The 25,060-nt window shown below is 37.7% G+C and carries 27 protein-coding genes; 10 read left to right on the top strand and 17 right to left on the bottom strand.

Annotated features, from left to right (window positions below; all coding sequences use genetic code 11):
• Nucleotides 1-151 precede the first annotated feature (151 nt).
• A complete protein-coding gene (locus tag CFK40_RS02460) occupies nt 152-1,564 on the top strand; it encodes an alanine/glycine:cation symporter family protein (protein WP_089530512.1) in 1,413 nt (470 codons plus the stop codon).
• Between the two features lie 330 nt (nt 1,565-1,894).
• Here CFK40_RS02460 and CFK40_RS02455 read toward each other — a convergent pair whose 3' ends face one another.
• Entirely contained in the window at nt 1,895-3,934 is a 2,040-nt protein-coding gene (locus CFK40_RS02455) for a catalase (protein ID WP_089530511.1), read from the bottom strand.
• 151 nt (nt 3,935-4,085) lie between these two features.
• On the opposite strand from CFK40_RS02455, the gene CFK40_RS02450 reads away from it, so the two are divergent.
• From CFK40_RS02450 to CFK40_RS02435, 4 genes are all read left to right on the top strand, one after another.
• A complete protein-coding gene (locus CFK40_RS02450; RefSeq protein ID WP_089530510.1) occupies nt 4,086-4,670 on the top strand; it encodes a TetR/AcrR family transcriptional regulator in 585 nt (194 codons plus the stop codon).
• 54 nt (nt 4,671-4,724) lie between these two features.
• Entirely contained in the window at nt 4,725-5,042 is a 318-nt protein-coding gene (locus tag CFK40_RS02445; RefSeq protein ID WP_089530509.1) for a DMT family transporter, read from the top strand.
• Nucleotides 5,042-5,353, top strand: a complete 312-nt coding sequence (locus CFK40_RS02440) for a DMT family transporter (protein WP_089530508.1) — start codon at nt 5,042-5,044, stop codon at nt 5,351-5,353. The genes CFK40_RS02445 and CFK40_RS02440 overlap by 1 nt, the downstream gene beginning before the upstream one ends.
• Nucleotides 5,354-5,418: 65 nt before the next feature.
• The gene (locus tag CFK40_RS02435) at nt 5,419-5,784 is read left to right on the top strand and encodes a VOC family protein (RefSeq protein WP_089530507.1); all 366 of its coding nucleotides are present in this window, start codon (nt 5,419-5,421) and stop codon (nt 5,782-5,784) included.
• A gap of 40 nt (nt 5,785-5,824) precedes the next feature.
• Here the strand turns inward: CFK40_RS02435 and CFK40_RS02430 are convergent, their stop codons facing one another.
• The 7 genes from CFK40_RS02430 to CFK40_RS02400 form a co-directional block, all read right to left on the bottom strand.
• Entirely contained in the window at nt 5,825-6,436 is a 612-nt protein-coding gene (locus CFK40_RS02430) for a DUF421 domain-containing protein (RefSeq protein WP_089530506.1), read from the bottom strand.
• 352 nt (nt 6,437-6,788) lie between these two features.
• Nucleotides 6,789-7,199 (bottom strand): GlcG/HbpS family heme-binding protein, encoded by a 411-nt coding sequence (locus CFK40_RS02425; RefSeq protein ID WP_089530505.1) that lies wholly within the window; start codon nt 7,197-7,199, stop codon nt 6,789-6,791.
• A gap of 218 nt (nt 7,200-7,417) precedes the next feature.
• The gene (locus tag CFK40_RS02420) at nt 7,418-7,699 is read right to left on the bottom strand and encodes a hypothetical protein (RefSeq protein ID WP_089530504.1); all 282 of its coding nucleotides are present in this window, start codon (nt 7,697-7,699) and stop codon (nt 7,418-7,420) included.
• A 141-nt stretch (nt 7,700-7,840) separates the two neighbouring features.
• Nucleotides 7,841-8,908, bottom strand: coding sequence for a dual-specificity RNA methyltransferase RlmN (gene rlmN / locus CFK40_RS02415; protein ID WP_089530503.1), 1,068 nt, complete (start codon nt 8,906-8,908; stop codon nt 7,841-7,843).
• A 121-nt stretch (nt 8,909-9,029) separates the two neighbouring features.
• Complete coding sequence (locus tag CFK40_RS02410; protein WP_089530502.1) at nt 9,030-10,439, bottom strand: hypothetical protein; 1,410 nt, start codon at nt 10,437-10,439, stop codon at nt 9,030-9,032.
• 208 nt (nt 10,440-10,647) lie between these two features.
• Nucleotides 10,648-11,307, bottom strand: coding sequence for an NAD(P)H:quinone oxidoreductase type IV (wrbA, locus tag CFK40_RS02405; RefSeq protein WP_089530501.1), 660 nt, complete (start codon nt 11,305-11,307; stop codon nt 10,648-10,650).
• Between the two features lie 235 nt (nt 11,308-11,542).
• A complete protein-coding gene (locus CFK40_RS02400; protein WP_089530500.1) occupies nt 11,543-11,917 on the bottom strand; it encodes a c-type cytochrome in 375 nt (124 codons plus the stop codon).
• A gap of 249 nt (nt 11,918-12,166) precedes the next feature.
• Here CFK40_RS02400 and CFK40_RS02395 point away from each other — a divergent pair, with 249 nt between their 5' ends.
• Nucleotides 12,167-13,144 (top strand): LLM class flavin-dependent oxidoreductase, encoded by a 978-nt coding sequence (locus CFK40_RS02395; protein WP_089534262.1) that lies wholly within the window; start codon nt 12,167-12,169, stop codon nt 13,142-13,144.
• Between the two features lie 78 nt (nt 13,145-13,222).
• Here CFK40_RS02395 and CFK40_RS02390 read toward each other — a convergent pair whose 3' ends face one another.
• From CFK40_RS02390 to CFK40_RS02375, 4 genes are all read right to left on the bottom strand, one after another.
• Nucleotides 13,223-13,822, bottom strand: coding sequence for a response regulator transcription factor (locus CFK40_RS02390; RefSeq protein ID WP_089530499.1), 600 nt, complete (start codon nt 13,820-13,822; stop codon nt 13,223-13,225).
• Complete coding sequence (locus tag CFK40_RS02385) at nt 13,819-14,952, bottom strand: sensor histidine kinase (RefSeq protein WP_089530498.1); 1,134 nt, start codon at nt 14,950-14,952, stop codon at nt 13,819-13,821. The genes CFK40_RS02390 and CFK40_RS02385 overlap by 4 nt, the downstream gene beginning before the upstream one ends.
• A 163-nt stretch (nt 14,953-15,115) precedes the next feature.
• Nucleotides 15,116-16,168 (bottom strand): Delta(5) desaturase DesA, encoded by a 1,053-nt coding sequence (locus tag CFK40_RS02380; protein WP_089530497.1) that lies wholly within the window; start codon nt 16,166-16,168, stop codon nt 15,116-15,118.
• 142 nt (nt 16,169-16,310) lie between these two features.
• The gene (locus CFK40_RS02375; protein ID WP_089530496.1) at nt 16,311-16,805 is read right to left on the bottom strand and encodes a PaaI family thioesterase; all 495 of its coding nucleotides are present in this window, start codon (nt 16,803-16,805) and stop codon (nt 16,311-16,313) included.
• Nucleotides 16,806-17,010: 205 nt separating this feature from the next.
• Between CFK40_RS02375 and CFK40_RS02370 the strand changes: the two genes are divergently transcribed.
• Nucleotides 17,011-17,988 (top strand): NAD(P)H-quinone oxidoreductase, encoded by a 978-nt coding sequence (locus CFK40_RS02370; RefSeq protein ID WP_089530495.1) that lies wholly within the window; start codon nt 17,011-17,013, stop codon nt 17,986-17,988.
• An 86-nt stretch (nt 17,989-18,074) separates the two neighbouring features.
• A complete protein-coding gene (locus CFK40_RS02365) occupies nt 18,075-19,133 on the top strand; it encodes an NAD(P)/FAD-dependent oxidoreductase (protein ID WP_089530494.1) in 1,059 nt (352 codons plus the stop codon).
• Between the two features lie 225 nt (nt 19,134-19,358).
• Here the strand turns inward: CFK40_RS02365 and CFK40_RS02360 are convergent, their stop codons facing one another.
• Nucleotides 19,359-19,688 carry an MGMT family protein gene (locus CFK40_RS02360; protein WP_089530493.1) on the bottom strand — a complete coding sequence of 110 codons (330 nt, stop codon included), beginning with the start codon at nt 19,686-19,688 and terminating at the stop codon, nt 19,359-19,361.
• A 123-nt stretch (nt 19,689-19,811) separates the two neighbouring features.
• Here CFK40_RS02360 and CFK40_RS02355 point away from each other — a divergent pair, with 123 nt between their 5' ends.
• On the top strand, nt 19,812-20,099 hold the full coding sequence (locus tag CFK40_RS02355) for a phospholipase (protein ID WP_319418022.1): 288 nt from the start codon (nt 19,812-19,814) through the stop codon (nt 20,097-20,099).
• A gap of 105 nt (nt 20,100-20,204) precedes the next feature.
• Here CFK40_RS02355 and CFK40_RS02350 read toward each other — a convergent pair whose 3' ends face one another.
• The 4 genes from CFK40_RS02350 to CFK40_RS02340 form a co-directional block, all read right to left on the bottom strand.
• Nucleotides 20,205-21,008 carry a YihY/virulence factor BrkB family protein gene (locus CFK40_RS02350; RefSeq protein ID WP_089530492.1) on the bottom strand — a complete coding sequence of 268 codons (804 nt, stop codon included), beginning with the start codon at nt 21,006-21,008 and terminating at the stop codon, nt 20,205-20,207.
• Nucleotides 21,009-21,244: 236 nt separating this feature from the next.
• Nucleotides 21,245-21,394: a hypothetical protein gene (locus CFK40_RS21070; protein WP_168927216.1), complete on the bottom strand. Its 150-nt coding sequence runs from the start codon at nt 21,392-21,394 to the stop codon at nt 21,245-21,247.
• Between the two features lie 166 nt (nt 21,395-21,560).
• Complete coding sequence (locus tag CFK40_RS02345) at nt 21,561-22,829, bottom strand: CYP152 family fatty-acid peroxygenase CypC (protein WP_089530491.1); 1,269 nt, start codon at nt 22,827-22,829, stop codon at nt 21,561-21,563.
• A 125-nt stretch (nt 22,830-22,954) separates the two neighbouring features.
• Nucleotides 22,955-23,392: a CBS domain-containing protein gene (locus CFK40_RS02340; RefSeq protein ID WP_089530490.1), complete on the bottom strand. Its 438-nt coding sequence runs from the start codon at nt 23,390-23,392 to the stop codon at nt 22,955-22,957.
• Between the two features lie 399 nt (nt 23,393-23,791).
• Between CFK40_RS02340 and CFK40_RS02335 the strand changes: the two genes are divergently transcribed.
• Nucleotides 23,792-25,012, top strand: coding sequence for a dicarboxylate/amino acid:cation symporter (locus CFK40_RS02335; protein ID WP_089530489.1), 1,221 nt, complete (start codon nt 23,792-23,794; stop codon nt 25,010-25,012).
• Nucleotides 25,013-25,060 lie beyond the last annotated feature (48 nt).

Raw genomic sequence — 25,060 nt, 5'->3', positions numbered from 1 at the left:
TAAAGAGATTGAATGCCATGTAAGATTGGTAAGGATAAGCAATGAGACAAAAAAATACAAGCGCAAATGCATGTAGAAAAATGGTTGAAATGATCACTTTTTGGGTATTAAAGGGTATTAAAGTAAAAATACACCAGAAAGGACTGAGTTTATGGAACTTTTTCAAACAATTATTGCAAACATTTCAAACTTTTTTTGGACTTATTTATTATCTATTTTATTGATATTCACCGGTCTACTTTACACAATTCGACTTAAGTTTTTCCAATTTCGCTTCTTTGGTCATGTGTTACATAATACGATTGGTCAAATTTTCAAGAAAAATAAACATGAAGGTACAATTACACCCTTCCAAGCATTTACTTCTGCTTTAGCCTCAACAGCTGGTGCAACCAATATTGTTGGTGTGCCTGTTGCAATTGCATTAGGTGGTCCTGGTGCACTATTTTGGATGTGGGCTGTAGCGCTTATCGGCATGGCTACAAAATATGGCGAAATTGTACTTGGCATGAAATATCGGGAGGTAAATGAAAAAGGTATTTGGGTTGGTGGACCACAGTACTACATAAAAAAAGCATTAGGGTGGAATAAAATTGCAACCCTTTTTGCTCTATTCCTTATGCTTGAGTTAATACCAAGTGCGATGGTGCAATCGAACTCAATCACAACACAGGTTGAAGCTGCTTTCGGTTGGCCCGTAGAATTAACTGGTATTATAATGGCAGTATTTATAACCCTAATTGTATTTGGAGGAATCAAGCGAATTGCCAAAGTTACCGATAAACTTGTTCCGTTTATGGTTATTACTTATCTATTATTCGGAATCATTTTGATAGTAGCAAACGCTGATCAGCTACCACACGTTTTTGGGCTTATATTCACGAATGCATTCACACCAATATCAGCTGCTGGCGGGTTCGCAGGTGCTGGAATTGCACAAGCGGTGAGATGGGGAATAGCACGGGGTTTATATTCAAATGAAGCAGGAATTGGAACGGGCCCAATAGCTCACTCTGCTGCTCAAACTGATCACCCCTCCAAACAAGCTTTCTGGGGTATTTTTAGTGTATTTGTTGATACAATTGTTATTTGTACGGTCTCAGGCTTAGCCGTTCTTGTTACTGGTGCCTGGAAAATGGTCGGCCCGAATGAAGCGTCAAGTATGATTACTGTAGCATTCTCTAGCTTGTATGGCGATGCATTTGGTGGTACTTTTATCGCGATATTCCTATTCTTTTTTGTTTTTACAACCATTGGTATTCTTGTCTTTTTCGGTGAAAAACAGGCCGAATACTTATATGGTTTGAAAACTGCAAAATTCATGCGCATTGTGTATATAATAGCTGTATATGTCGGTGCGGTTGGAGGTCTTAAATTTGTATGGCAATTCTTAGATTTAATGTTAGCATTCGTGGTACTATGCAACGTCATCCCTATGATGTTCTTAAGCAAAGAAGTAAAGTTAATTACTGACGATTATGTCCATCGAATCTATAAAGGAAATGGTGGCAAACCGCGCGTAACGTTATTTACTTCAGAGTTAGATAAAGAAAAGAATGGATAGGTTACTTTATAAGAAGCCTCTTCCATATACCTGAGAGGCTTTAAAGGCAGCCATATATAGTCAGTAGAAATACACCTTTTACAATCGTTTTTTATTAACGGATACGGCGGCTCTCAATTATTGCTTGCAATTCATATAGGTTCATCATGTCAATCCCTCCTATTACCTTTCGTACTACAAGTATAGGCAGGATCTAAACTTTCCATAACAGCTAAGAGTCTGAAATTCGCTCATCCTTCAGGCTGAAAAGACCGATAGTAATCACATTTAATAGACACTAAACCAAAAAATAAGAGAGGGTTGCTGTCTCCCTCTCTATCTATCTACTTTCTATGAAATTTGACGATCCCAATAACGATGAGCCGCAATCGCTTTAACAAAACCCGGTACAAATTCATCTATATCGTCACTAACAATCACGCCAACACTTTCCGCCTTACCACTTGATTCAAGCCACTTCTTCCCTTCCTCAGTACCACCAATTGGTTTAAAATGGGAAAATGCCTCGTTAACAAAGTACGCAGTTTCCTGGTGGAATTTACCACTTACATCTTTACCACCAACTACATAAATGGCATCAAATAATACCGATTCACTGGTCAAAAATGTGTGATCAGCTTTCAATACTGTTCCTTCTTCACTGGTCACTTTTCCGAGTTTTTCACTAACAATCTCAGGATTTATCCCTTCCGCTTTTAGGGCGTTTAGCGCTTTTGTTACCTCGCCACCCTTATATCCGTTACCAAGCAAAACGGCAACTTTACGCGTTTTCGCTTTTTTATTCGTATTTTCCTGACTTAAGGCAGGTGAAGTTTTAGTAATGTCTGACCCTCCATGCTCAGGGGGTGCAATACCAAGTGCATCGGCAACCGTTTTAGCTAAATCCATACTAACATGGGCAAACATATCAACCACTTGTCGTTGAACCGATTCACTATCTACCTTTCCAAGTTCAAAGCTAAATGCATCCTTGATATGTTCTTTCTCTGGTTTACTCATACTGTTCCAAAACAATGTTGCTTGCGTGAAATGATCCTTAAAGCTTTCACTGCGTGCACGAACCTTACGCCCCTCCACTTTTTCCTGATAATGAACATAACCGTCTTCTTCCTCACTTGAGGTTGCAGGTGTATTCTCAGCTAACGAATTGTTATGGTAGCTTACTTGTCCTTGATTAATCGTTTGTCTCGCTATGCCATCCCGTTGATTATTATGGAATGGACATACAGGTCGATTGACTGGGAGTTCGTGGAAATTTGGACCTCCTAGACGACTTAACTGTGTATCTGTATAAGAAAATAATCGGCCTTGTAACAATGGATCATTTGAAAAATCAATTCCGGGTACAACATGTCCAGGATGAAATGCGACCTGTTCCGTTTCAGCAAACACATTATCGACATTGCGATTCAATGTCATTTTCCCAATGATTTTCACTGGTACATCCTCTTCTGGCCAAAGCTTTGTTGAGTCCAATATATCAAAATCAAACTTGAATTCATCTGCTTCATCGATTATTTGCACACCTAATTCATATTCTGGATAATCTCCATTCTCAATCGCCCCAAACATATCTGCTCGATGAAAATCAGGATTCTTACCATTGATCTTTTGTGCTTCATCCCATACCACGGAATGTGCACCAAGCACTGGTTTCCAATGGAATTTTACAAAATGGGCTTTCCCTTGATGATTCACAAATCGAAATGTATGAACGCCGAAACCTTCCATCATGCGGAAGCTCCTTGGAATTGCTCGGTCTGACATCGCCCACATAACCATATGCGCTGCCTCTTGATTATTCGCAACAAAGTCCCAAAACGTATCATGGGCAGATGCGGCCTGGGGTATCTCATTGTGTGGTTCAGGCTTAAGTGCGTGCACTAAATCTGGAAATTTCATTGCATCCTGGATAAAAAATACTGGAATATTGTTTCCTACTAGGTCATAGTTCCCTTCTTCTGTGTAAAATTTAGTTGCGAACCCACGAGCATCACGTGCGAGCTCACCGGAACCACGAGAACCAGCAACCGTTGAAAAACGCACAAATACAGGGGTTTTCTTTGTTGGGTCCTGCAAAAATCCTGCCTTTGTATATTCCTTCATTGATTCATAAAGTTCAAATTCACCATGGGCTCCATATCCCCTTGCATGAACAATCCGTTCTGGAATTCGCTCATGATCAAAATGGGTCATTTTTTCACGAAAATGAAAATCCTCCATTAATGTTGGGCCACGTTCACCCGCTTTCAGAGAAAACTCATCTTCTGATACCTTTAGTCCTTGATTGGTTGTCATCTTTTTACCTTTATCATCCGTACGAAACCGCTCTAGTTGTTCATTTTTCTCATTATTATGCTTATCATTCATTTTAAAGGTTCCTCCTTTTGATAATTAATTAACTTAATTGTATAGTTTTAAGTTCCCTGATTATGAAGTATACAAACACTTTAGTCTCTTGACTTTTATTAAAGAAAAATGCTAAAATGACTTATATTCATTTTTAGAAAGCGGTGGAATAATGCGTGTGAAAAAGCAGGAAAAATACGATGCAATACTAGATGCGGCGTTTAAAGTGATCGAAGAAAAAAGCTTTGAAAACACATCTATTTCAGATATTGTAAAGCGTGCAAATGTTGCGCAAGGCACCTTTTATTTATATTTTAAATCAAAAAGTGACCTTGTTCCGGCAATCGCTGAAGAATTGCTCACCAAAACATACGATATGGTTATCAAGCATGTAAACGATTCTATGTCTTTCAATCAAAAGTTGGAAACAATTATCGATGTAACATTTAACATCACAGAAAGGTATAAAGAAGTTATCGTATTATGTTACTCAGGGCTTGCATATGGTCATTCCTTTGAAAAGTGGGAAGAAATGTATACACCCTACTACAACTGGATGGAAAAGCAACTAAAACTTGCACAGGAACGAAATGAAATTGCACAAGAAACTAAGATTCAATTTAATGTGCAGGTAATTATTAATATGATTGAACAAACCGCTGAACGTACGTATTTGTTTAATAGTACTACCGGTATGGACAGCGTCGACCACCTTAAACAGGAACTTTTTAATTTCATTAAACGGGCATTGATTTAATTTTTATTCGTAAAATGAATGACAGTCATTCATTAATTATATGGGGTGATCATGATGGCATGGGTATTACTTGTAATTGCTGGTGTTTTAGAAGTATTTTGGGCGTCTTCTCTAAAATATGCAGATTCCATACTAGAATGGCTAGTAATTGCTGTTCTAATAGTAATTAGTTTTGGGTTATTAACGTTAACGTTCCGCACCATTTCAGTTGCTGTAGCTTATACCGTGTTTGTAGGTGTTGGAACAATTGGAATTTATCTGGTTGGCATTTTAACTGGCGAGCCTTTTACCATTAAACAGCTAATTTTCTTTTTGATTTTAGTGTCCGGTGTTCTGGGGATGAAATTTACAACAAAAGAGGGTGACAAATAATGGCTTGGATCTTATTAATGGTAGCTGGTATCGAGGAAGTTATTTCAGTAAGTCTGCTAAAATATGTCCATGATTATAATAAAAAGTGGCCGATGTTTATCATTGTTCTAGGATATGGGCTTTCCTTCACTTGTATGGCAATCGCCATGAAAACTATTACACCAGGTGTTGCATATGCCATTTGGACTGGAATGGGTAGTGTCGGAATTACACTAGTTAGTTACTTTTTATTTAAGGAGAAAATTCACTTACCTCAGCTAGTATGCCTTAGCTTAATTGTAATTGGCATTGTTGGTCTTAAAATAAATTAACACTAATTTGCAGGAGTTTTATAATCAAATGAAGAATAGATACTAAAAGAGTAAGGAGAGATTCCATGAAGAATATTAAGCAAATTGGTATACCCGTTAAAGATGTAGATCGTGCCATACATTTTTATAAAGACTTACTAGGCCTTTCCCTTTTGTTTAACACGGACAGCATGGCATTTTTCAATTGTAACGGGATAAGACTCATGTTAAGTCTCCCTGAAAAAAGAGAATTTGCTCAGGCTAGTTCTGTTATTTACTTTGAGGTTGATGATATCCAGGAATCATATGCAGATCTCACCGAAAAAGGAATCCCGTTCATCGATGAGCCGCACAGAATTACAAAGATGGAAAATACGGAAACCTGGATGGTGTTCTTCAAGGACTCTGAAGATAACACCCATGCATTGACAAGTGAAACCATTACACATTAAGAGGAATAGCTATGTTACGCCTGTTAATACAAACCATAAACTACAACAACTTTTCTGGTGGTGTTTCGCTATGATCCTCTTTTTCAATTTCTGAAAAGATATCTTGTTTTGTACTTTTTTCTTGGTTATTTTCTGTAGGAACAAGATTTTGCATCGTTTGTTGTATCTGAGTGAGTAATAGTTGAAACTCTTTCTTCGTTACAGGCTGTGCTTCTTCTTTTAATATAAAGCCCACCTGACCGTTTGGTTCCAATGTTGCCCATTTTACATCACTTATTTTACTAACGCTTTTCTGCCTGAGGTTCATTTCTAGCTGATCTACTGTTAATCTTACTTTTTTTAAATTTTTCTCATTCAAGTTCCCGTTCTCAATTAGAACCTTTGATTTACCAGTAATTAGATTTTCAAACAAATCACCTTTCACTTGCAAAAATTCCATAATTATTAGTGTAAAAACAAGAATAGCGCCAATAATAAATGTTACCCAAATGTTTTTATCAGCAACAGGCTGAATCAGCAACGAACCGATAGATATCATAATTACTGTTTCAGTAAGTGTCATTTGCGAGATGGATTTCCTTCCTGCTATTCTTAATAGAAATGTACCAACTACTACAATAAGAATCGCCTTCCAAATTAAGTCCCAATCCATGAAATCAAGCTCCTTTTACTTTTTTTCTGAGGTAATTACTTTTCTTATTAACTTTGGCTTTTATCTAAGAAATTATTCGATAGGGATATTTCCATCATGCGTAAAATGAAAAAGGTAGATGACTATTTATTATGGATATTAGTGGAGGCCATTGAATTACGGATACACTAAAGTCAGAAGAAATAAGCCAGAAGACAGTCCAACAAATGGGACATAGGATGTCATAAGGTAAAGGCTGGAATTATGTTTGAGGAAACTTGAGGATTTTTAGAATTTCGTTTACAAAATAAACTTATATGATTATTAAAATCGGGTGATGCCAGGCACCACCCGATTTTTAGTAAGCATTTATTTATTGGCCATCAAATACTTTAACTGCTGCCTCTGCTACCTGGGTGTCCTGTGCCACAGTACCACCACTGACACCTACAGCTCCTACTACTTTTCCATCTTGCATTAAGGGGATCCCTCCGCCAAAGACAACAATTCTTCCTTGGTTGGTCGTGTTCAATCCATAAAGCTCTGCTTTGGGCACTGTAGCCTCTTCTAGGTTGCTTGTTGGCATTTTTAAGGCAACAGCCGTCCACGCCTTGTTTTGTGCAATGTCGATGCTCGCGAGCCATGCGTCGTCCATGCGATGTACTGCAATTAGATTACCACCTTCATCAAAAACAGATATAACCATTTGTACATCAATTTTTTTGGCTTCTTGTTCCGCCCCATCAATTAACTTTTTTGCTAAATCTAACGTTATTTTACTCAACTTTATCCATCCTTTCTTTTTGCTAGTGATTTAAATAATCATACTAATTTTTTTTGCTTTTGAAAAGCACATAAGGACCTATTCCCATTTAATTGGATTAGAAACATGAATTCTATCTGATTACCGGTAAACCACTACTTCGGATTCGAAACTCCAATACTATCGCTCACGCAAAAAGGAAGCCGAATTAACGACTTCCCTCATCTTAGTTCTCTAACTTATTGTGGTTTGTTTTGCTGTGTTTGTTGTGCTTGATCTGCTTGCTGGCGAGCTTGTTGTACTTGTTGTTGTGCTTGTTGGAACTGTGGATCTTGCTGTGCATTAGACCCTGCTTGAGCTTGGTAGTTCTGCAAAGATTGTTCCGCTTGTTGCAGTTGTTGTTGAGCCTGTTGCAACTGTTGCGGATCAGCGCTAGCTTGTGCTTGTTGAACTGCTTGCTGAGCCTGCTGTGCTTGTTGGGCAGCTTGCTGTATTTGTTGTTGTGCGTTTTGTTGTGCCATAGTAAATAAAACCTCCAATAAGTTATTGAGCTATATACACTCTACATGTATGGTTTACCTGATTAGTTAAATTATGCACATTAATTTAAACCACTAGAAAAACGCGCCTAATAAATTAGGCGCGACATTTTCATTGGACTTTTACACTATTTTTTCTTTCTTAATTTGCTTACTTCGTAGTTGGCCACATGCCGCATCGATGTCTGCACCATTTTCCCATCTAACTCCGCAATTTATACCGTACTGTTTCAATGTTTGAAAAAATGCTTGAATTGTCTCAGATTCACTACGCTCATATTGATTATGTTCATCAACTGGATTATAAGGAATTAAATTCACATAGGTCAGATGACGTTTGTTAGCAAGTAACTTCGCAAGCTGCACCGCTTCTTTCTTATGATCATTTACATCCTTTAACATAATATACTCATACGTGATGCGTCGATTTGTTTTTTCTAAGTAGTAATCGACAGACTTCATCAGCTTTTCTATTGGAAATGCCTTGTTTATTTTCATTATCCGTGTTCTAAGCTCGTCGTTTGGTGCATGTAAGGATATCGCTAAGTTAACTTGTATACCAGTATCTGCGAATTCATATATTTTATGTGCAAGTCCACTAGTTGAAATCGTAATGTGTCTTGCTCCGATGCAAAGTCCCTTATCGTCATTAACTACACGGACAAAATCAATCATATTCGTAAAGTTATCGAATGGTTCACCAATTCCCATGACAACGATATGACTTACACGCTCATCATTTTCTTGCTCATCAAGATGCTTTTGTACGTTCATTATTTGCTCGACAATCTCGCCAGCAGAAAGATCTCTACTTTTCTTCAGTAGTCCACTTGCGCAAAATGTACAACCAATATTACAGCCCACTTGGGTAGTCACACAAACGGACAAGCCATAGTTAAACCGCATCAAAACGGTTTCAATTAAATTTCCATCTTCTAATTTAAATAGAAATTTTATTGTCCCATCCTTTGACTCTTGTTTAACCGTCTGTTCTAATGTGTATAAAACAAAATGTTCTTCAAGTAGTTCAATACAGTCCTTATTTACATTATTCATTCCAGAAAACGCTGTTACACGCTTTTTATATAACCAATTCCAAACCTGTTGTGCTCGGAACTTCTTTTGGCCATGATCCAGTAACCAATCTGTTAATTGATCAAATGTAAGTCCATAAATGGATGTTTTATTCATTGTGTACCCTCTTTTCAACGATGCATTCCTTTACCTACCTATACTACTGAAAATATGAGCATGAAGCAAATGGTTTGTAGTGGAAATTATAGTTATTAAAGATAATGATGGATTCACCTTCTCAAACCAACTCGCATCTTTGTAACGTCAAGTATGTGATGGTGGAAATCAAATCCTTACTATCTTTTTTCAAAACACTTACATATGGTTGATGTTTATCCACGTGTCCCCACAAACTGTGCGGGATATGTCGTTCACATACAAGAATAATTTCAGCTCGACTAATTTTGCCAGTTAATCGTTCATAACTTTCTTCAAACGGATTATGTAGTTCGGTATTACAGCCATGTTTTTCCAGACAATCCTTATAATCACTTAAGAACCTGGACCCGATTACCAAGACTTTAAAGTTTCCGAACTGCAGATACTCATTTTTCGGTGTTGGTGAATTTGTTTGTTTCTTTTTGTACTGGAGTTGCTTTGGCATTTCCATAGAAAAACATTTTATAATTGTTACACTATCTTCTTTAAGAATTGCTTTAACTGGTTTATCAATTTCTAGAGGTTCATTGCTTACGTTTGCTTGAACAGCATATACCTTTGGGGAATTGGCTTGAGTAACATCTACAAACTGCCAACTTCCATTATCAAAAACTAAATAACCCAACCGCTGTACTTCACTACTATTTGTTGTGCTTTTAAGTTTATATTGGTTATTCCGCTTCTTTATATGAAAGTTAAGTAAATTTACTCTTCTCATCAACAAGTAAAACACATTTTGGTCTCCGCGATAAAAGTGGTGTAGGTTTTCAGATGTGATATAGTCTTGTATTAAATCTACTAATTCAGGAACATAAGCGCTTGAAATATACTGCTTCATATAATCCAATAAAAACAATGGATCGTTTTTTATCTGACATTCACGGTTTCGAAAAATATGAACTTCTTTTCGTAAGTTATTCACTTCTTGTTCCAAATCTCCATACTTTTCATGAGTCAAAAGATCGTAGTTTTCTACCTGTTGACGTAAGGCCTTGTTAGACTTTTTGAGTTGTTGTACCTGATTTAAGAAGTTTACCTTTGCATTTCCACTTTTTTGATCTTTTTGATGCTTTACAATAAGTCTTTGTACTGTTTTTTCCGCTTCCTTCCGTATATTTTGTTCATTTAACAGAAGTTTATCACGCTTCATTATTTCTATTTCATACTGTTCTTTTAGCTTTGACAGCTTTTGATTTGTCTCATAACGTTCATATTCTAATTTTGCTACTTTTTCTTTAAATTCAAGTATATGTTGCCTTTGCTTTATAATTGTCTGCTTACTTCTATCAGACCTTTTTTGTAAATCATCCACTTGTTTTTGCGCACGTTTCCTTAATCTTTTTTCTCTTTGAAGGTCTTCCATTTTTACGGGAGAGGGTAATGATTTCACCGGTTTTCTTTCAGTAACTTTAGCTTTAAATCTTGCTCTATTTTTTTCCAATTGTTTCGTCTTTTGATCTGCCGCTTGTTTCTGGATTATATTATTCATGCAACCCTCTCCCTCCCATATCCTGCATCCCTTTTATATAGTTATATTATACTATATTTACAGAATATTTGTAGGCCAAAAGTATTAAAAATTGATTTATTTGCAAATAAAAAAGGCAGAGGGTAGATGTCATTATAAATATTCCTAAAAAATAAAAAACCAGATCTTCGCATTTAATGCGTTAATCTGGTTTTAAATTCTATTTTATTTACTTACTGCCGTTTTTCACCATTGTTGCTACTTCAATCGTACGTTTTGCTTGGTGTTTTACTGCACCTTCTACATCTTCAACCATTTCTCCATCTTGTCCAACTGTAACACTTGTGCCGTATGGGTTTCCACCAGCTCCAAATAATACTGGATCAGAATATCCTGGAGTTGCTACAATTGCACCCCAGTGGAACATGGAAGTATACAAGGCTAACAGTGTAGCTTCTTGACCACCGTGTGGATTTTGTGCAGAAGTCATACCACTTACAACTTTGTTTACCGTTTTACCGTTTGCCCAAAGTCCACCTTGTAAATCAAGGAACTGTTTAACTTGAGAAGGCAAGTTACCAAAACGAGTTGGAATACTAAAGATAACGGCATCTGCCCATTCTAGATCGTCTGATGTTGCTTCTGGAACGTCCTTTGTTGCGTCGACGTGTGCTTGCCATGCAGGGTTAGATGCGATAGCAGCGTCAGGAGCAAGTTCAGTGACCTTTAACACCTTTACTTCAGCACCTTCCGCTTTACCACTTTCCTCAGCCCATTTTGCTAGCTGATAATTGGTTCCAGTTGAACTATAATAAATTACTGCTAACTTAACGTTTGACATATTATCCGTCTCCTTCTTATTTCCAAATAATTTATTGAAAAAACCCATGTTTAAACTCCTCTTATTTATTTCCAATTAGCAATTTAATATCAAATTTAATTGCAATTTAAAAATAATATTTTATATGGATTACTTTATGTAAGTTAGTATATTAAAATTACGTAGTATTGTCAAGTAAGTGATTTCGGTTTAAGCAGAATTAAAAAATCCAAGAAATAAACATCAATTTTGACGTTCCATTTCTTGGATTATGCATTAACCATTGCTATGTTATTTCTGCCCGTTATTTGGCAACTTTTTCAGCAATATATGCGGAAACGTCTGCAATTTCTTGTTCAGAAAGCTGACCTTCAAACGCCGGCATTCCGCCTCCGCCATTTTTCACCTGCTGAATTACTGAATCGTAATCACTTGAAGCTTGAAGAGCTGGCCCACTGCCACCTGCACCTTCTTGTCCATGACAAGACATACAGTTACTTTGGTATACTTCAGCACCGTTTGCAGCATCTCCTTGGGCAGTTGTTTCACCGCCACCATTACCGCCATTGTCACCGCCAGATTCAGAACCTTCTTCTCCACCGCCTCCGCCACAAGCAGAGATAACCATAATCAATGCGAGAAACAGTAAGGAAACCAAAAACTTTTTATTCTTTAGCATTATTTCATCTCCTTAATTAAATTTAAGCTACACTTTTACTAGTACTTACCTTAAACAAACAATGGTAAAACCTAGTATTTGTTTTTTACATGTAACTATTCATCATTTGTCACTGATTTTTTTCAAATTGAAGCTCATAGGCGGATAAGTGGACGATTAGATATATACGACGTATCATTTTCTTTGAGAGAAGATATTTAATCTTAAGGAGTGAACATTGTGGCTTCAAAATATTTTAATCATATACCTATGTCTGTCCTGGATCTAGCCCCCATTACGGAGGGAAGCAATCCCAGGCAGTCATTTAAAAATAGCGTTGAACTTGCACAGCATGTAGAGGAATGGGGCTTCAATCGGTTCTGGCTAGCTGAACATCATAACATGCCAGGCATTGCTAGTTCCGCAACTTCTGTCATCATTGGCCATATTGCTGGAGCAACAAAAGAGATTCGTGTTGGATCTGGTGGAATTATGCTACCGAATCATGCAACCCTTGTAATTGCCGAGCAATTTGGTACGCTTGAGACGTTATATCCTGGACGAATTGACCTTGGCCTTGGACGTGCTCCCGGGAGTGATCAGGCAACTGCTTATGCGCTCCGTCGCACATTGAACATGCAAGTAGATGATTTCCCAGCACAAGTAGAAGAACTTCAAGGATATTTTGAGGATAACCCTGAGGCCAGAGTGAGAGCTGTTCCAGGAACTGGTCTTGATGTTCCGCTTTGGCTTCTTGGTTCAAGTGGATTTAGTGCTCAACTATCAGCACATAAGGGATTACCTTTTTCCTTTGCAAGTCACTTTGCACCCGACTATATGATTCCAGCATTAAATCTTTACCGCGATAATTTTAAATCGTCTAGTGTACTTCAAAAACCTTATGCGATGCTAGGAGTTAACATCATAGCAGCTGATACGGATGAAGAGGCAGAATGGTTAGCAACTTCACAGCAACAGCAATTCCTAAGCATAAGAAGAGGAGAACCAAGTAAATTGAAGCCGCCTATCGATAACATTGAAGAAGTATGGTCGGCCATGGAGCGGGCGTCTGTTGAAAAAACACTCAATTCTAGCTCCACTATCATCGGAAGCCCTGATACAATCAAACAGAAATTAACAAGTTTTATCGCGGAGACAAAAGCAGATGAAGTCATCGTAAACTCACAAATATTTGATCAAAAAGCAAGACTGCACTCGTACGAGATCATAGCAGATATGATGAAATAACGGGTACACTTGCAAAATACAAAAGCCATGATTCAGTTGAATCATGGCTTTTGTATTTTAGCTTTTTGGATCATTGGCTCATTTAAACCACCCTTTTTCTTTGAACCTAGAGATGGCTTCAATACGGTTTGTCACATCTAGCTTATCTAATATTACTGAAACATAATTGCGAACGGTACCAGTAGTGATAAATAGTTGACTGGCAATTTCCTTTGTATTTTTCCCGTTAGCAATTAAATTTATGACCTGTTCTTCCCGTTCCGTCAAAGGACTACCCGTACTATACGCCATATCCACCAATTCAGGTGCGTAAATTTTTCGACCATCCATGATGATACGAATTGAATTCGCCAAATCCTCACTTGGACCGTCTTTCAACAAATAGCCGCTAACTTCTGCTTTACGAGCCCGTTCAAAGTAACCTGTTCGAGCAAACGTGGTTAAAACAATAACTTTACAAGGATCATTTTTTAATTCTTCAGCAGCATCAAGTCCGCTTTTTAAGGGCATTTCAATGTCCATCATACAAATGTCAGGTTGATGCTGCTTCACAAGAGCTAGAACTTCTTCCCCATTACTTGCTTTTCCAACTACCTCCATATCTTCTTCTAAATCCAGTAAAGATCCAAGTGCACCAAGTAACATCCGCTGGTCCTCTGCAATTACTATGCGAATCACAACGACTCCTCCTTCGTTTGTTTAATCACGTGCGGAACTTGTATGGTAAGGGTTGTTCCGTCAGATGAATCCAGATCTAATCGGCCGTTTACAAATTCCAACCGTTCTCTCATCCCCTGAAGTCCATTCCCTTTATAAGAATTGTTTTCATTTGAAACCCCAACTCCATTATCACGTACGGTAATTAGTAATTCATTTGGAAATTGTTTAACCACAATTTCACAGAAGGTTGCCTTACTATGCTTAACTACGTTTGTGACAGATTCTTTCAAGCTCATACTTAACACGTTTTCAACCAAAAGAGGCACATTTTTCAAGGTCAAATCACCTTCTAAGTTAAAATCTATTTGTGCTGCATTTAAAATTTGCTCAACGCGAATGATTTCGTCCTCAAGCTTTGCGCCTCTCATATCTGAAACCATTTCACGGACCTCTTTTAATGCAGTTCTGGCAGTTTGATGAATATCATTAACTTCCGTTTTGGCAGAATCAGGGTTTAAAGTTATTAACTTCCCAGCTAAATCACTTTTCAATCCGATAAGGGAAAGTTTTTGTCCCAATGTATCATGTAAATCACGTGCAATTCGTTGACGTTCCTCCATAACTACCAACTGAGAAATTCGTTTATTTGCATCTTTTAATTGTCCCTCTAATTTTTCATGCTTATTACGATTATACATATTAAACGGCAACAGAATAACGCCAATTACACTGATGATAATAAATGGAATCTGCATTAAAAATGCTTCACTTTGTATAAACAAACCAATACTTACTGCTGTGATTGTCGTGACTAGATGAACCACATATAACGTAATAAAACCAGCTTTATTTTGTATATTTCCAATATAAAATGCTAAGAACAGTGAAAAATAGACGTATCCAAAAAACAATGTCATTACAATACTGATTGTCATTTCAATACTGACCGATAAATAAACGGTCCAACCTTCCGATAGAAACGACAATCGGTACGTCGCAAAAAACAATAAAATCATTGCAATACCAATTATAATTTCAGTTGTTGTTGAGGAATGAAAGATAAAATAAAAAGGGAGAATACAAAAAATAATCCAAGCATAGGAGCTTAGTCCCGTGTTTCTTGGAATTATATGATACCAACTTTGCATAGCCACCCCTCCTTCATTATAAGTATACTTAGAAAACTTGGCTTATCGCCAAGCCTTAATGGCGAAAGCCTTAGTTGCACTTATGCAGTAAGAAAGGATTTATACTTTCTTAACTGCCAAGAAAACCCTTCATTACTAGATGAAGGGCTTCTGACAAAATTATTTATTTTTCCTGAAAGCTTGATCTTTTTGTATTTAAATTCGCATTTACAGAAGACTCTTTCAGAACACCCTTAATTTCTTTAAAGCTTTTAAACGATTTACTTGTCTCGTCCCACAAACGAAAATGAATCGATTTCAAACTAGAAGCGAGTGTAATCGTCGTTGCTTGTTGCAATGGTGGTGTCGATTCATGTGCCTTTTCCAAATTATAATTAGGAACCCTTGGACTTAAGTGATGCACATGATGATATCCAATACTACCAGTCATCCATTCCAGTACTTTTGGCAGTTTATAATAAGAGCTTCCATCTACAGCTGCTTTGACGTAATCCCACTCATCTTCATTTTCAAAATAAGAATCCTCAAACTGATGCTGTACGTAAAATAACCAAATACCTAGTGATCCAGCAATAAATAATATTGGAAGCTGGATAAGTAGAAACGCCTGCCATCCGATTGTCAATATCAACAATCCATACAAAATAACAATAGAGACATTGATTAAATGTGTATTGATACGTTCTTTTCGTTTAGCATCTTTTCGATTGAAACGCCCTGAAATTAGAAAAAGATAAATCGGACCCAGTCCAAACATAACTAATGGATTCCGGTATACCCGATAGGACAACCTGCCCCAAAATGACGCAGCCTTATATTCCTCAACCGTCATGACCCAAACATCGCCAGTTCCACGCTTATCTAAGTTACTACTTGTCGCATGATGAATGGAATGTTCTCTTTTCCATTTTTCAAAAGGGAACAATGTGATAATTCCCGTTATCGTACCAACAATTCTATTTGCCTTTTTATTTTTGAAAAAAGACATATGTGTGCAGTCGTGGAAAATAATAAAGATTCGAACTACAAACCCTGATGCAACTACTGCTAATGCAAGCGTTAGCCAGATGGATATAGACAGACTTTGATAGGCAAGAAACCAAAGTAAGAAAAAAGGTAGAATTGTATTAATTAATTGTCGTATACTTGCTTTCATATCTGATGTTGCGAATGGTGCAACATTTTTTCTTAATTGTGTCTGTTTTTGTTTACTCATAATGTCCTCCTTGAAAAGGATTTCTATTTCTATTATTTGATTAAAAATATACTTTTTATTCTTATTTTCAATAATAGAAGAGAATGCTCCCTTACAAAAGTCATAAACGTCAAGTAGCATACATGACAAATGTCATATGTTCTTAGCTAGGTTCTACTTTTTCTACAAATGTATCAGGCATTACTACCGCGATAACTTCACCTTTTGCACAAACTTTACCATCAGCTATTACTTCTGTGTATACCTTCCATTTCTTTGGATGAATCTTCTCAATTGTCCCGATTGCTTCTAGAGAAACATCTTGTGGCGTTGGCTTTAAAAAGTCTACATGCAATGAACCTGTTACAAAGCGTGGCACTTCAACTCCTGCACCAGGCTCATATCCATTCTCTCTATGTAATGCAAGTGAAGCAGATCCTGTTCCATGGCAGTCAATTAATGATGCGATTAATCCCCCATAAACAAATCCCGGTATTGCAGTATGTTCGGGTTTAGGTGTATAGATCGTGACTGTTTTATCCCCTTGCCAGCCAGTACGAAAATGATGGCCATTTTTATTTAACCTTCCACACCCATAACACCAAGCAAAATCATCGGGGTACTCATCCTGAATAGCCTGTGCAACTTTTTCTGTCATTTAACTTCATCTCCCATAGGTTTAGTAGAATCAAACAATGTTCATATTAGATTAACTTTTCTTTTTCTAGTATACATTCTTTGGGGACAAAGGAATAATAATTTCATATCCAGCAAATGTTTAGATAAGACAAAAACATTTCTGTACAATGGATAGTGAAATAGTAAATTTAAGCAATAATAAACGAATTAAGGGAGGCGATCAGTTGAAGGCAATCGTTGTAAAAGAACCAGGTGATGCAGAACAATTACACGTAACGGAGCAACCTAAGCCGGAAGTGAAAACTGGAGAACTATTGGTCAACGTTAAAGCAGCGGCGATAAATCGAACAGACATTGTAAGTCGCGAAGGCAAGTCTGGTTATTTAGACAATCCAATTTTAGGTGTTGAAGTATCAGGGATTGTGGTTAAAGCTGGGAAAGGTACAAACGTTGAAATCGGCACACGGGTTATGGGCCTTGTAAATGGTGGCGGTTATGCTGAATACGCGGTTATCCCCGCGGAAAGGGCAATGGTCATTCCAGAGAGCCTTTCATTTGAGGAAGGCGTCGCCATTCCTGAAGTATTTTTAACTGCTTTTCAAACCTTATTTTGGTTAGGTGACTTACAATCAAACGAAACTGTACTTATTCATGCTGGAGGTAGCGGAGTCGGCACGGCAGCTATTCAGCTCGCAAAACAACTTATGAATGCGGATGTTATTACAACAGCTGGATCCGACAAAAAGCTGGATTATTGTCGCTCATTAGGGGCAGATTTATGCATTAACTATAAAGAACAGAACTTTGCAGAGGAAGTCTTGAAAGCAACGTCTAATCAAGGAGCAAATGTGATTCTCGACTTTATAGGTGCCTCCTATTGGAAACAAAACCTAACTAGTCTAACAGTAGACGGACGCTTAATTTTAATTGGTGTTTTAGGCGGAGCAGAAGTTGAACAGGTAAATTTAATGGAGCTTATGGCAAAACGTATCCAGTTAAAAGGTACTTTGCTTACGCCACGAAGCGACCAATATAAGGCTGATCTTACGCGTGACTTCGTTAATAAAGCAATTCCGCTTTTTAATAAAAGTAAGTTAAAGCCCGTTATCGATCATGTATTTCCTTTCGATGAAGTACAAAAAGCCCATAAACATATGGAAAGCAACAAAAATATTGGGAAAATTATTTTACGAATAACCTAATATAATTTGTTTCCTCTAGTCTTCTTTTACTATTTTTGGTAATGTGTATGGTAGAAGCATTTATTTAACAGAGATGAGGTTTTTTCATGAAACGACTAGTCATTTTGGGTGGTGGATATGGTGGTATAAAAATTTTATCCAATCTATTAGATAACCTACCTGAAGAGGTTCACATTACACTTATAGATCGAAACCCATATCACTCCCTAAAAACGGAATATTATGCAATAGCAGCTGGTACAACTTCTGACAAAGATGTCCGCATGGAATTCCCGACACATGACCACGTAGCATATGAATTCGGTGAAATAGCTGAAATTGATACGGAAAGTCAGCAAATTTCATTCAAGGATAAGAGCAATTCCGTGCCTTATGATTATATCGTTATTGCGCTTGGGTGTGAGGATAACTACCATGATATCCCAGGTGCTAGCGAGTTTACCGAAAGTGTTCAAACGTTTTCAAAATCGAGACATACTGCTCTCTCTGTCGGTAATTTGAAGGCTTTTGGAAAAGTAACTGTCGTAGGAGCAGGCTTAAGCGGAATCGAAGTTGCATCTGAAATTAGGGAAAGCAGATCCGACTTAAATGTTCGTCTACTTGACAGAGGGAAAACGGTTCTCAAACCATTTGATTCCAAAATTCAAGATTATGTAGAAGATTGGTTTGTAAAAAATGATGTGGAAGTAATACATAATGCGAATGTAGAATATGTCGAAAAAGATGGTGTATGTAACAATGGCATATGCTATGTGAATGATGTTACCATTTGGACAGCTGGGGTACAACCAAATTACTTAGTAAGGGAATTACCCTTTGAAAAAGATGCACAGGACAAAATCATCGTGAATGAATTTTACCAGGTTCCGACGAACACAAATGTATATGTAGTGGGCGATTGTGCTTCCTCAACCTATTCTCCAAGTGCACAATTGGCTATCCAACAAGGTGAACAAATTGCAGACATCCTTTCCTCGGTTTTACAAAACATGGAACCGAAACAACAAAAAGAAATAAAACTAAAAGGTACACTTGGTTCACTAGGTAAATCAGATGGCTTCGGTAACATGTTCCAAAAACCCGCCACAGGATTATTACCACGACTAGCAAAAACGGGTGTATTGTGGCTAAACAAACGCCATTAATGAATGGAAGGTTTTTAAGCTTAATAGAGGATGTTCAAAAAGTCACCAAATGATAAACGGCGAATTTCTTCGTTGCGCAGTTTTTTCCGGTCCTCACGTATTAAAAGCATACGTTCCGGTCCTCAAAATCTTCGCGCCTTGAACTTCTTGTTTCTAATTTGCCGACTTTTTGAACACACACTAATACGGTACTCTGGATAAGAAAACTTTATCTGGGGTATTTTTTTATCCATCTTCGTCTAAGTGAAAATCCGGTTGGTGTTGATACTTGGTTAAATTCACTTGTCCACTCTCACTAACCTCGATGTTTTCAGCTATCAGCAGGCTTTTTTGACTCATCAGACCTTCATTGCTTTTTAAGGCGATTTCACCTTTGATAGATACAACACGATGCCATGGCAACTCATGTTTCTTACTCATTGAATGAAGAATCCGAACAACCTGCCTTGCACCACGTGGACTGCCTGCAACACTCGCAACCTGACCATATGTCATAACCTTGCCCTTTGGAATGTCCTTTAAAATGGTTACCACTTTTGCAGTGAATGGCTTCATACTGTCCCCTTCTTTCTGGAATTCCGCGCGTCCATAGTATTCTTCCTGGGTAAATACACAAAACTAACCGCCTTACCCTGCATAAAATGTATTATTTAAATGCATTTGTGAGGAGGAAAGATTGTGGAGAATAAAAGACGAATTCGGGCATTTCCTCGTTTTTGTATATTTCCAGGTTATCGTTGGTGTGGACCTGGATGTAGTGGACCCGGTGCACCCATAAACAAAGTTGACGCAGCCTGCAAAGCCCATGATCTATGTTATCGCCGATATGGCCCATGCTGTAAATGTGATGTTGAATTTCTTCGTCGAATACAGTCCTGTCGTAACCCACATACAAGAGAAGGCCGCCAAGCTAACGTCCTTTATAATTATATGAAAATACAATCGTTTTTCACATGCGGTTTTTAGAAGGATACTGTTTAACTCCGTATCCTTCTTATAAAGCCGAATTTTTTCAATAATAGCTCATATTTACTTGTAAGACAAGAGCACACGGTGAAAAAATATAAAACATTATTTTCTATAGACTGATGCATTAATTAATCCTCCTATTAGTAGAACTACGGCAGTCAGATAGAACCATATCATTAAAATAATCATATTATATAGTTGTCCATAAAACATAGAGTAGTTGCTTATACTGACATAGTTTGAAAAGACAATCGATACAACTTGCCAACCGATTGTTGCAAAAACTGCTCCTGGAAAAACCATTTTCCAGGACAGCCTGATACTTGGTACAACCTTATATAATACTAAAAAGAAAAAGTACAAAAACAAGGTACCAATACCCCATTTAGCAATAAACCATAAATCAAACAATGAATCCTGAATTCTCATCCTCGGCAAGACAAAGGTACGAATAATGTCCTCAACAATCGGAACAAGTAAGGAAAATGATAAAATAATCATAATTCCCAATGTGAGCAGCAAATCGTTCACTATCCCCATTAAAAAGAAAGACTCTCGCCTAATTTGATAGGCTTTATTTAATGATCGAACCAGTGACTGGATCGCCATAGATGCCAACCAAAAAGCTGCAATGAGACTAAAAGACAACCACTGACCTTGTCCCTTATTCAAAACGCTTTCCAATGTACTGCTAATTACCTTATACGTCTCGCTGGGGGCAAAGGGTTCGATCAATACTAAGATATTTTTTAAATCGAAAGGCAGAAAACTAATCAGTGTAAAAATGGAAATAAGGAAAGGAAATAATGATAGCATGAAATAATAAGCCATTTGCGCTGACTGATCATAAAAACGTTCTGCAAAAAACCGAATAAGGATTTGCTTGGTGCTTTTTAAAAATCTCACTGATGAACCCTCCTTTCTCCTTGTTTGGCCTGTCTCTTTTAAGATTAATTCTATGTTTTAAGGCGTTACTTATTACAACGAACGAACCTTTAGGTCTTTTTACACTGATAAGAGTATAAATTTATCAGTATAAGTGTAACTAAGGCTTTCACCATTAAAGCTTGCGATAAACCAAGTTTTCTAAGATAAAACAGGACCTGCCAATATGACAAGTCCTGTTTTACTAAAATTAATTATCATTCATCCTTCTTGCTTAAATACTCGTTCGGTGCTTCACTTTCATGAACGTTGTAATTTTTAAATTGGCTCTTGCGCCCGTTTCGATGCTCGCCGCTATTTTTATTTTCTTTGAATTGGTTGTTAAACTCTTTTTCTTTATTCACCATTTTAATTAGTACCTCCTTTCCAAATGTAAGGTTGATTTAGTTTTTGAAATAAGGCTTGCATTATGCATTGAATTAAACTTAACCAATTCTTTCAAATGTCTCCCGCTTCGCAAGGTAATCACAAAATCGATACATAACTATATAAATGGGTAGAGAGTTTCATCTCCTATTTCCATCTAACATTCTGTATTACTAACCTACTTTTAGGAATTGTAGGCATTCTTGTCATGCTGAAGCTTAAGTTTTGGCTGGGCAATTCATAATTAACCTGTTGCGTTAGAAACTCCAAACTCGCTTTCATTGCCTCCACGGTGACCCACTCCCCAGCACACCTGTGACCCATATCAAAATCACCTCCACCCTGGGGAATAAAATTAAAAGGTGTACCTTCCCAGCCGCGGAATCGTTCAGGCATAAACTCGTTCGGTCTTTCCCAAACGGTAGAACTGTGATTTGTTCCATACATATCAAGCAAGACTAATGTCCCTTTTTTAAAATCGTGTTCTTTCCACGTAAAATCCTTACGCACCCTGGCACCGAGGAATGGACCAAATGGATAGTAGCGGCGAACTTCCTGGACAAACATTTGGCTATAACCCTTCTCGTTCGATTGTAATTTCGTACGAGTTTCAGGGTACTGATGCAAAGCTATTACACTAAATGTTACATACCTGGCGATAGCTACAATTGGCCTTAAAATATTGATTAATTCAACAGCCGCCATTTGCTTACTCATTAATTTTCCATTTAAATCACGATGCCATGCCATGGCGTATAAAGCTGTATCCCCGTCAGCAATCAGTTTTCCAGCACGAACTTGTTTGATGATTGTCCTGATCCACTTTTCCGATCTTTTTCGAGATCTTCTACCCAACCAGTGCCTCGGCCCAACGGCTCCAAACGCATCAATCATCGCTCCAAAATCGCTCGCACGTTGCTTTACCTCCTTTGCCCATAATGGTACACCAGCCCATTGACAGGCCAATCGACACATAACTTTCTGTGTTTCTTTGAAAAATACAACATGATCCATCTGTTCCCATTTATCAATCGCATATTCCCATTGTTTCGTTGTTAGATCCCGCAGTAACTCTAGCCTTTCTGGCGTCATCAGTGACATAAACAATTGTTTTCGATGTCTATGTTCAGCGCCATCCATTGTTTGAACACCCTTTTGGCCAAATAATGATTTCTGTACTCTCTTTGGAGCTGCACCTTTCCGACGAAAAAGCTCATTATTGTAAAATACTTCTGCAGCCTCTTTACCGCTTATACAAATCATTTTCTGTCCCATTAAACGTGTTGTGAAAATATCCGTTTCAAAACGGCGGCATCTATTTGGGATATAGCGATACCCTTCCATCAATAGCCGGAGCGTATTATCTACACCCTTATCATGCGGTGTCTGGCTAGTATTACTGTTTGTCCCATCCATCTTTTTGCACCTTTCTCTTTAGGGAAATTATGTATTAGCTTTTGAATTCACCTACCTCTTTATTCAAAAAGCATAGAAAAAGAATGTCAAATCCATTCTCTCTCTATGCTTAAACCAAAATAGTACTATTTTTGAGGTCCCGAAGGTGTTGAAATACTTGATAACGCCTCTTCAGCATCATCCGTTAACTGATGTTGAACTGCCACATCGCCTAGCGAAATCATTCCGATAACTTGTCCGTTCTCAACTACTGGCAAGCGACGGATTTGTTGTTGAGCCATTAATTCTGCCGCTTCATGAACATCCATATCTGGTGTTGCTTGAACAACTTGTTGTGCAGTCATAACCTGTGAAATTGGAGTTTGAGCGTCTTCTCCTTGAGCCGTAGAACGAAGCGTAATATCACGGTCTGTTATAATTCCAACCATATCGCCATTGTTATTCACAACTGGAATTGAACCGATATTATGTTCACTCATGACTGCACCAGCTTCTTGTATGGACTGCGTTTCTTTAATTGTGAAAACAGTTGATGTCATAATGTCTCGTATTTGTTGTTCCATTAAAATCACCTCCCTATCCCTAAATAGGTTGGTCATTATTGCAACTTTTATTATAGGGATATTTTTCATGTTTAAAATAATAAATTCCGACCAACAAGCATCTATTTTGACTCAAGCTTATCTTGTGCTGTATCTTATGGAGATGAATACACAGTAATTTCATATGAATACAATACTATTTAATCAAAGCACTATTTTAATCCTTTTCGGGAATAGTACTTTTAGAGGTTGTTCAAAAAGTCATCAAATGATAAACGGCGAATTTCTTCGTTGCGCATTTTTTCCGGTCCTCACGTATTAAAGGCATACGTTCCGGTCCTCAAAATCTTCGCGCCTTGAACTTCTTGTTTCTAATTTGTCGACTTTTTGAACATGCACTTTTAATAAGGAGGTCGTTTGATGAAAGCGATTTGGCGAGGTTACATTAATGCCTCACTAATTTTAAAAATCACCATTGCACTCATTCTTGGTATTATAGTTGGAGTAATCTTTGGTAAAGATGCTGCAGTATTAGCACCTTTCGGAGATATTTTGATTCATTTACTAAAATTCTTAATCATTCCGCTTATTTTATTTACGTTAATCGTGGGGGTTAACCAAACCAAAATAGGTAACTTAGGACGTATGGGTGGTAAAGTATTTCTTTATTATCTACTAACATCCGCCTTAGCAATTGTAGTTGGAATAGCCGTTGCTAGTCTTTTTGATCCTGGTACCGGAATGACGCTTGATACAAGTGAGAAGTTCGATGTCCCAGAGAATCCTGGCACGATAAGTGTCCTATTAAGCATCATTCCTGAAAATATTTTTGTTGCGTTTAGCGAGCTAAACCTATTAGGAATCATTTTTACAGCAATTGTGTTCGGGATTGCAATTTCATCATTACGATCATCTAAAGAGCACGCTGAACTTGGTGAACATGTATACAAATTCATTGATGGTCTTAATGAAGCGACATTATCGATCATGAAGGTTATCCTCCAATATGTTCCAATTGGAATTTTCGCTATCATCGCGAAAACAGTTGGTAATCAAGGGGCAGATACATTGCTATCCTTAGGTAATATGATTCTTGTTCTTTACGTAGCTTTACTTGTACAGGTAGGTATTTATGTTCTATTCATGCTTCTTTCAAAAATCAAACCAGGCAAGTTCTTCACGCATGCACGTACACCAATGATCACTGCGTTTGTTACTCAAAGTAGTTCTGGTACCTTACCACTAACCCTAAACGCGGCAAAAAATTTAGGGCTATCACGAAGCTTATACGGCTTTAGTCTTCCATTAGGTGCAACCATTAATATGGATGGTGCGGCAATCCGTATTGCGGTGTCAGCTGTATTTGCTGCTAATATCGTCGGCGACCCATTAAGCTTCACTGATATGCTTCAGGTTGTGTTGGTTGGTACATTGGCATCCGTTGGTACAGCGGGTGTCCCAGGCGCTGGCATCATCATGATTGCCACTGTTTTTGCACAGTTAGGTTTACCAATGGAAGCTGTTGGTCTATTGGTTGCTATTGATGCACTAGTAGGAATGGGCTGTACTGCACTGAATGTAACTGGCGACTTAGTTGGCACAAGTATTATTAATAAATCAGAGAAAAAACAAACTGCCTAGCTATAGATTTAGAAAAGCGCAAGCGCCTTGAAAGACACGACAAGCATA

Origin of the sequence: Virgibacillus necropolis, assembly GCF_002224365.1 — a bacterium.
Taxonomy (GTDB): Bacteria; Bacillota; Bacilli; order Bacillales; family Amphibacillaceae; genus Virgibacillus_F; species Virgibacillus_F necropolis.
The sequence above is the reverse complement of the archived record's forward strand: the minus strand, read 5'-3'. Positions and strand labels throughout refer to the sequence as shown.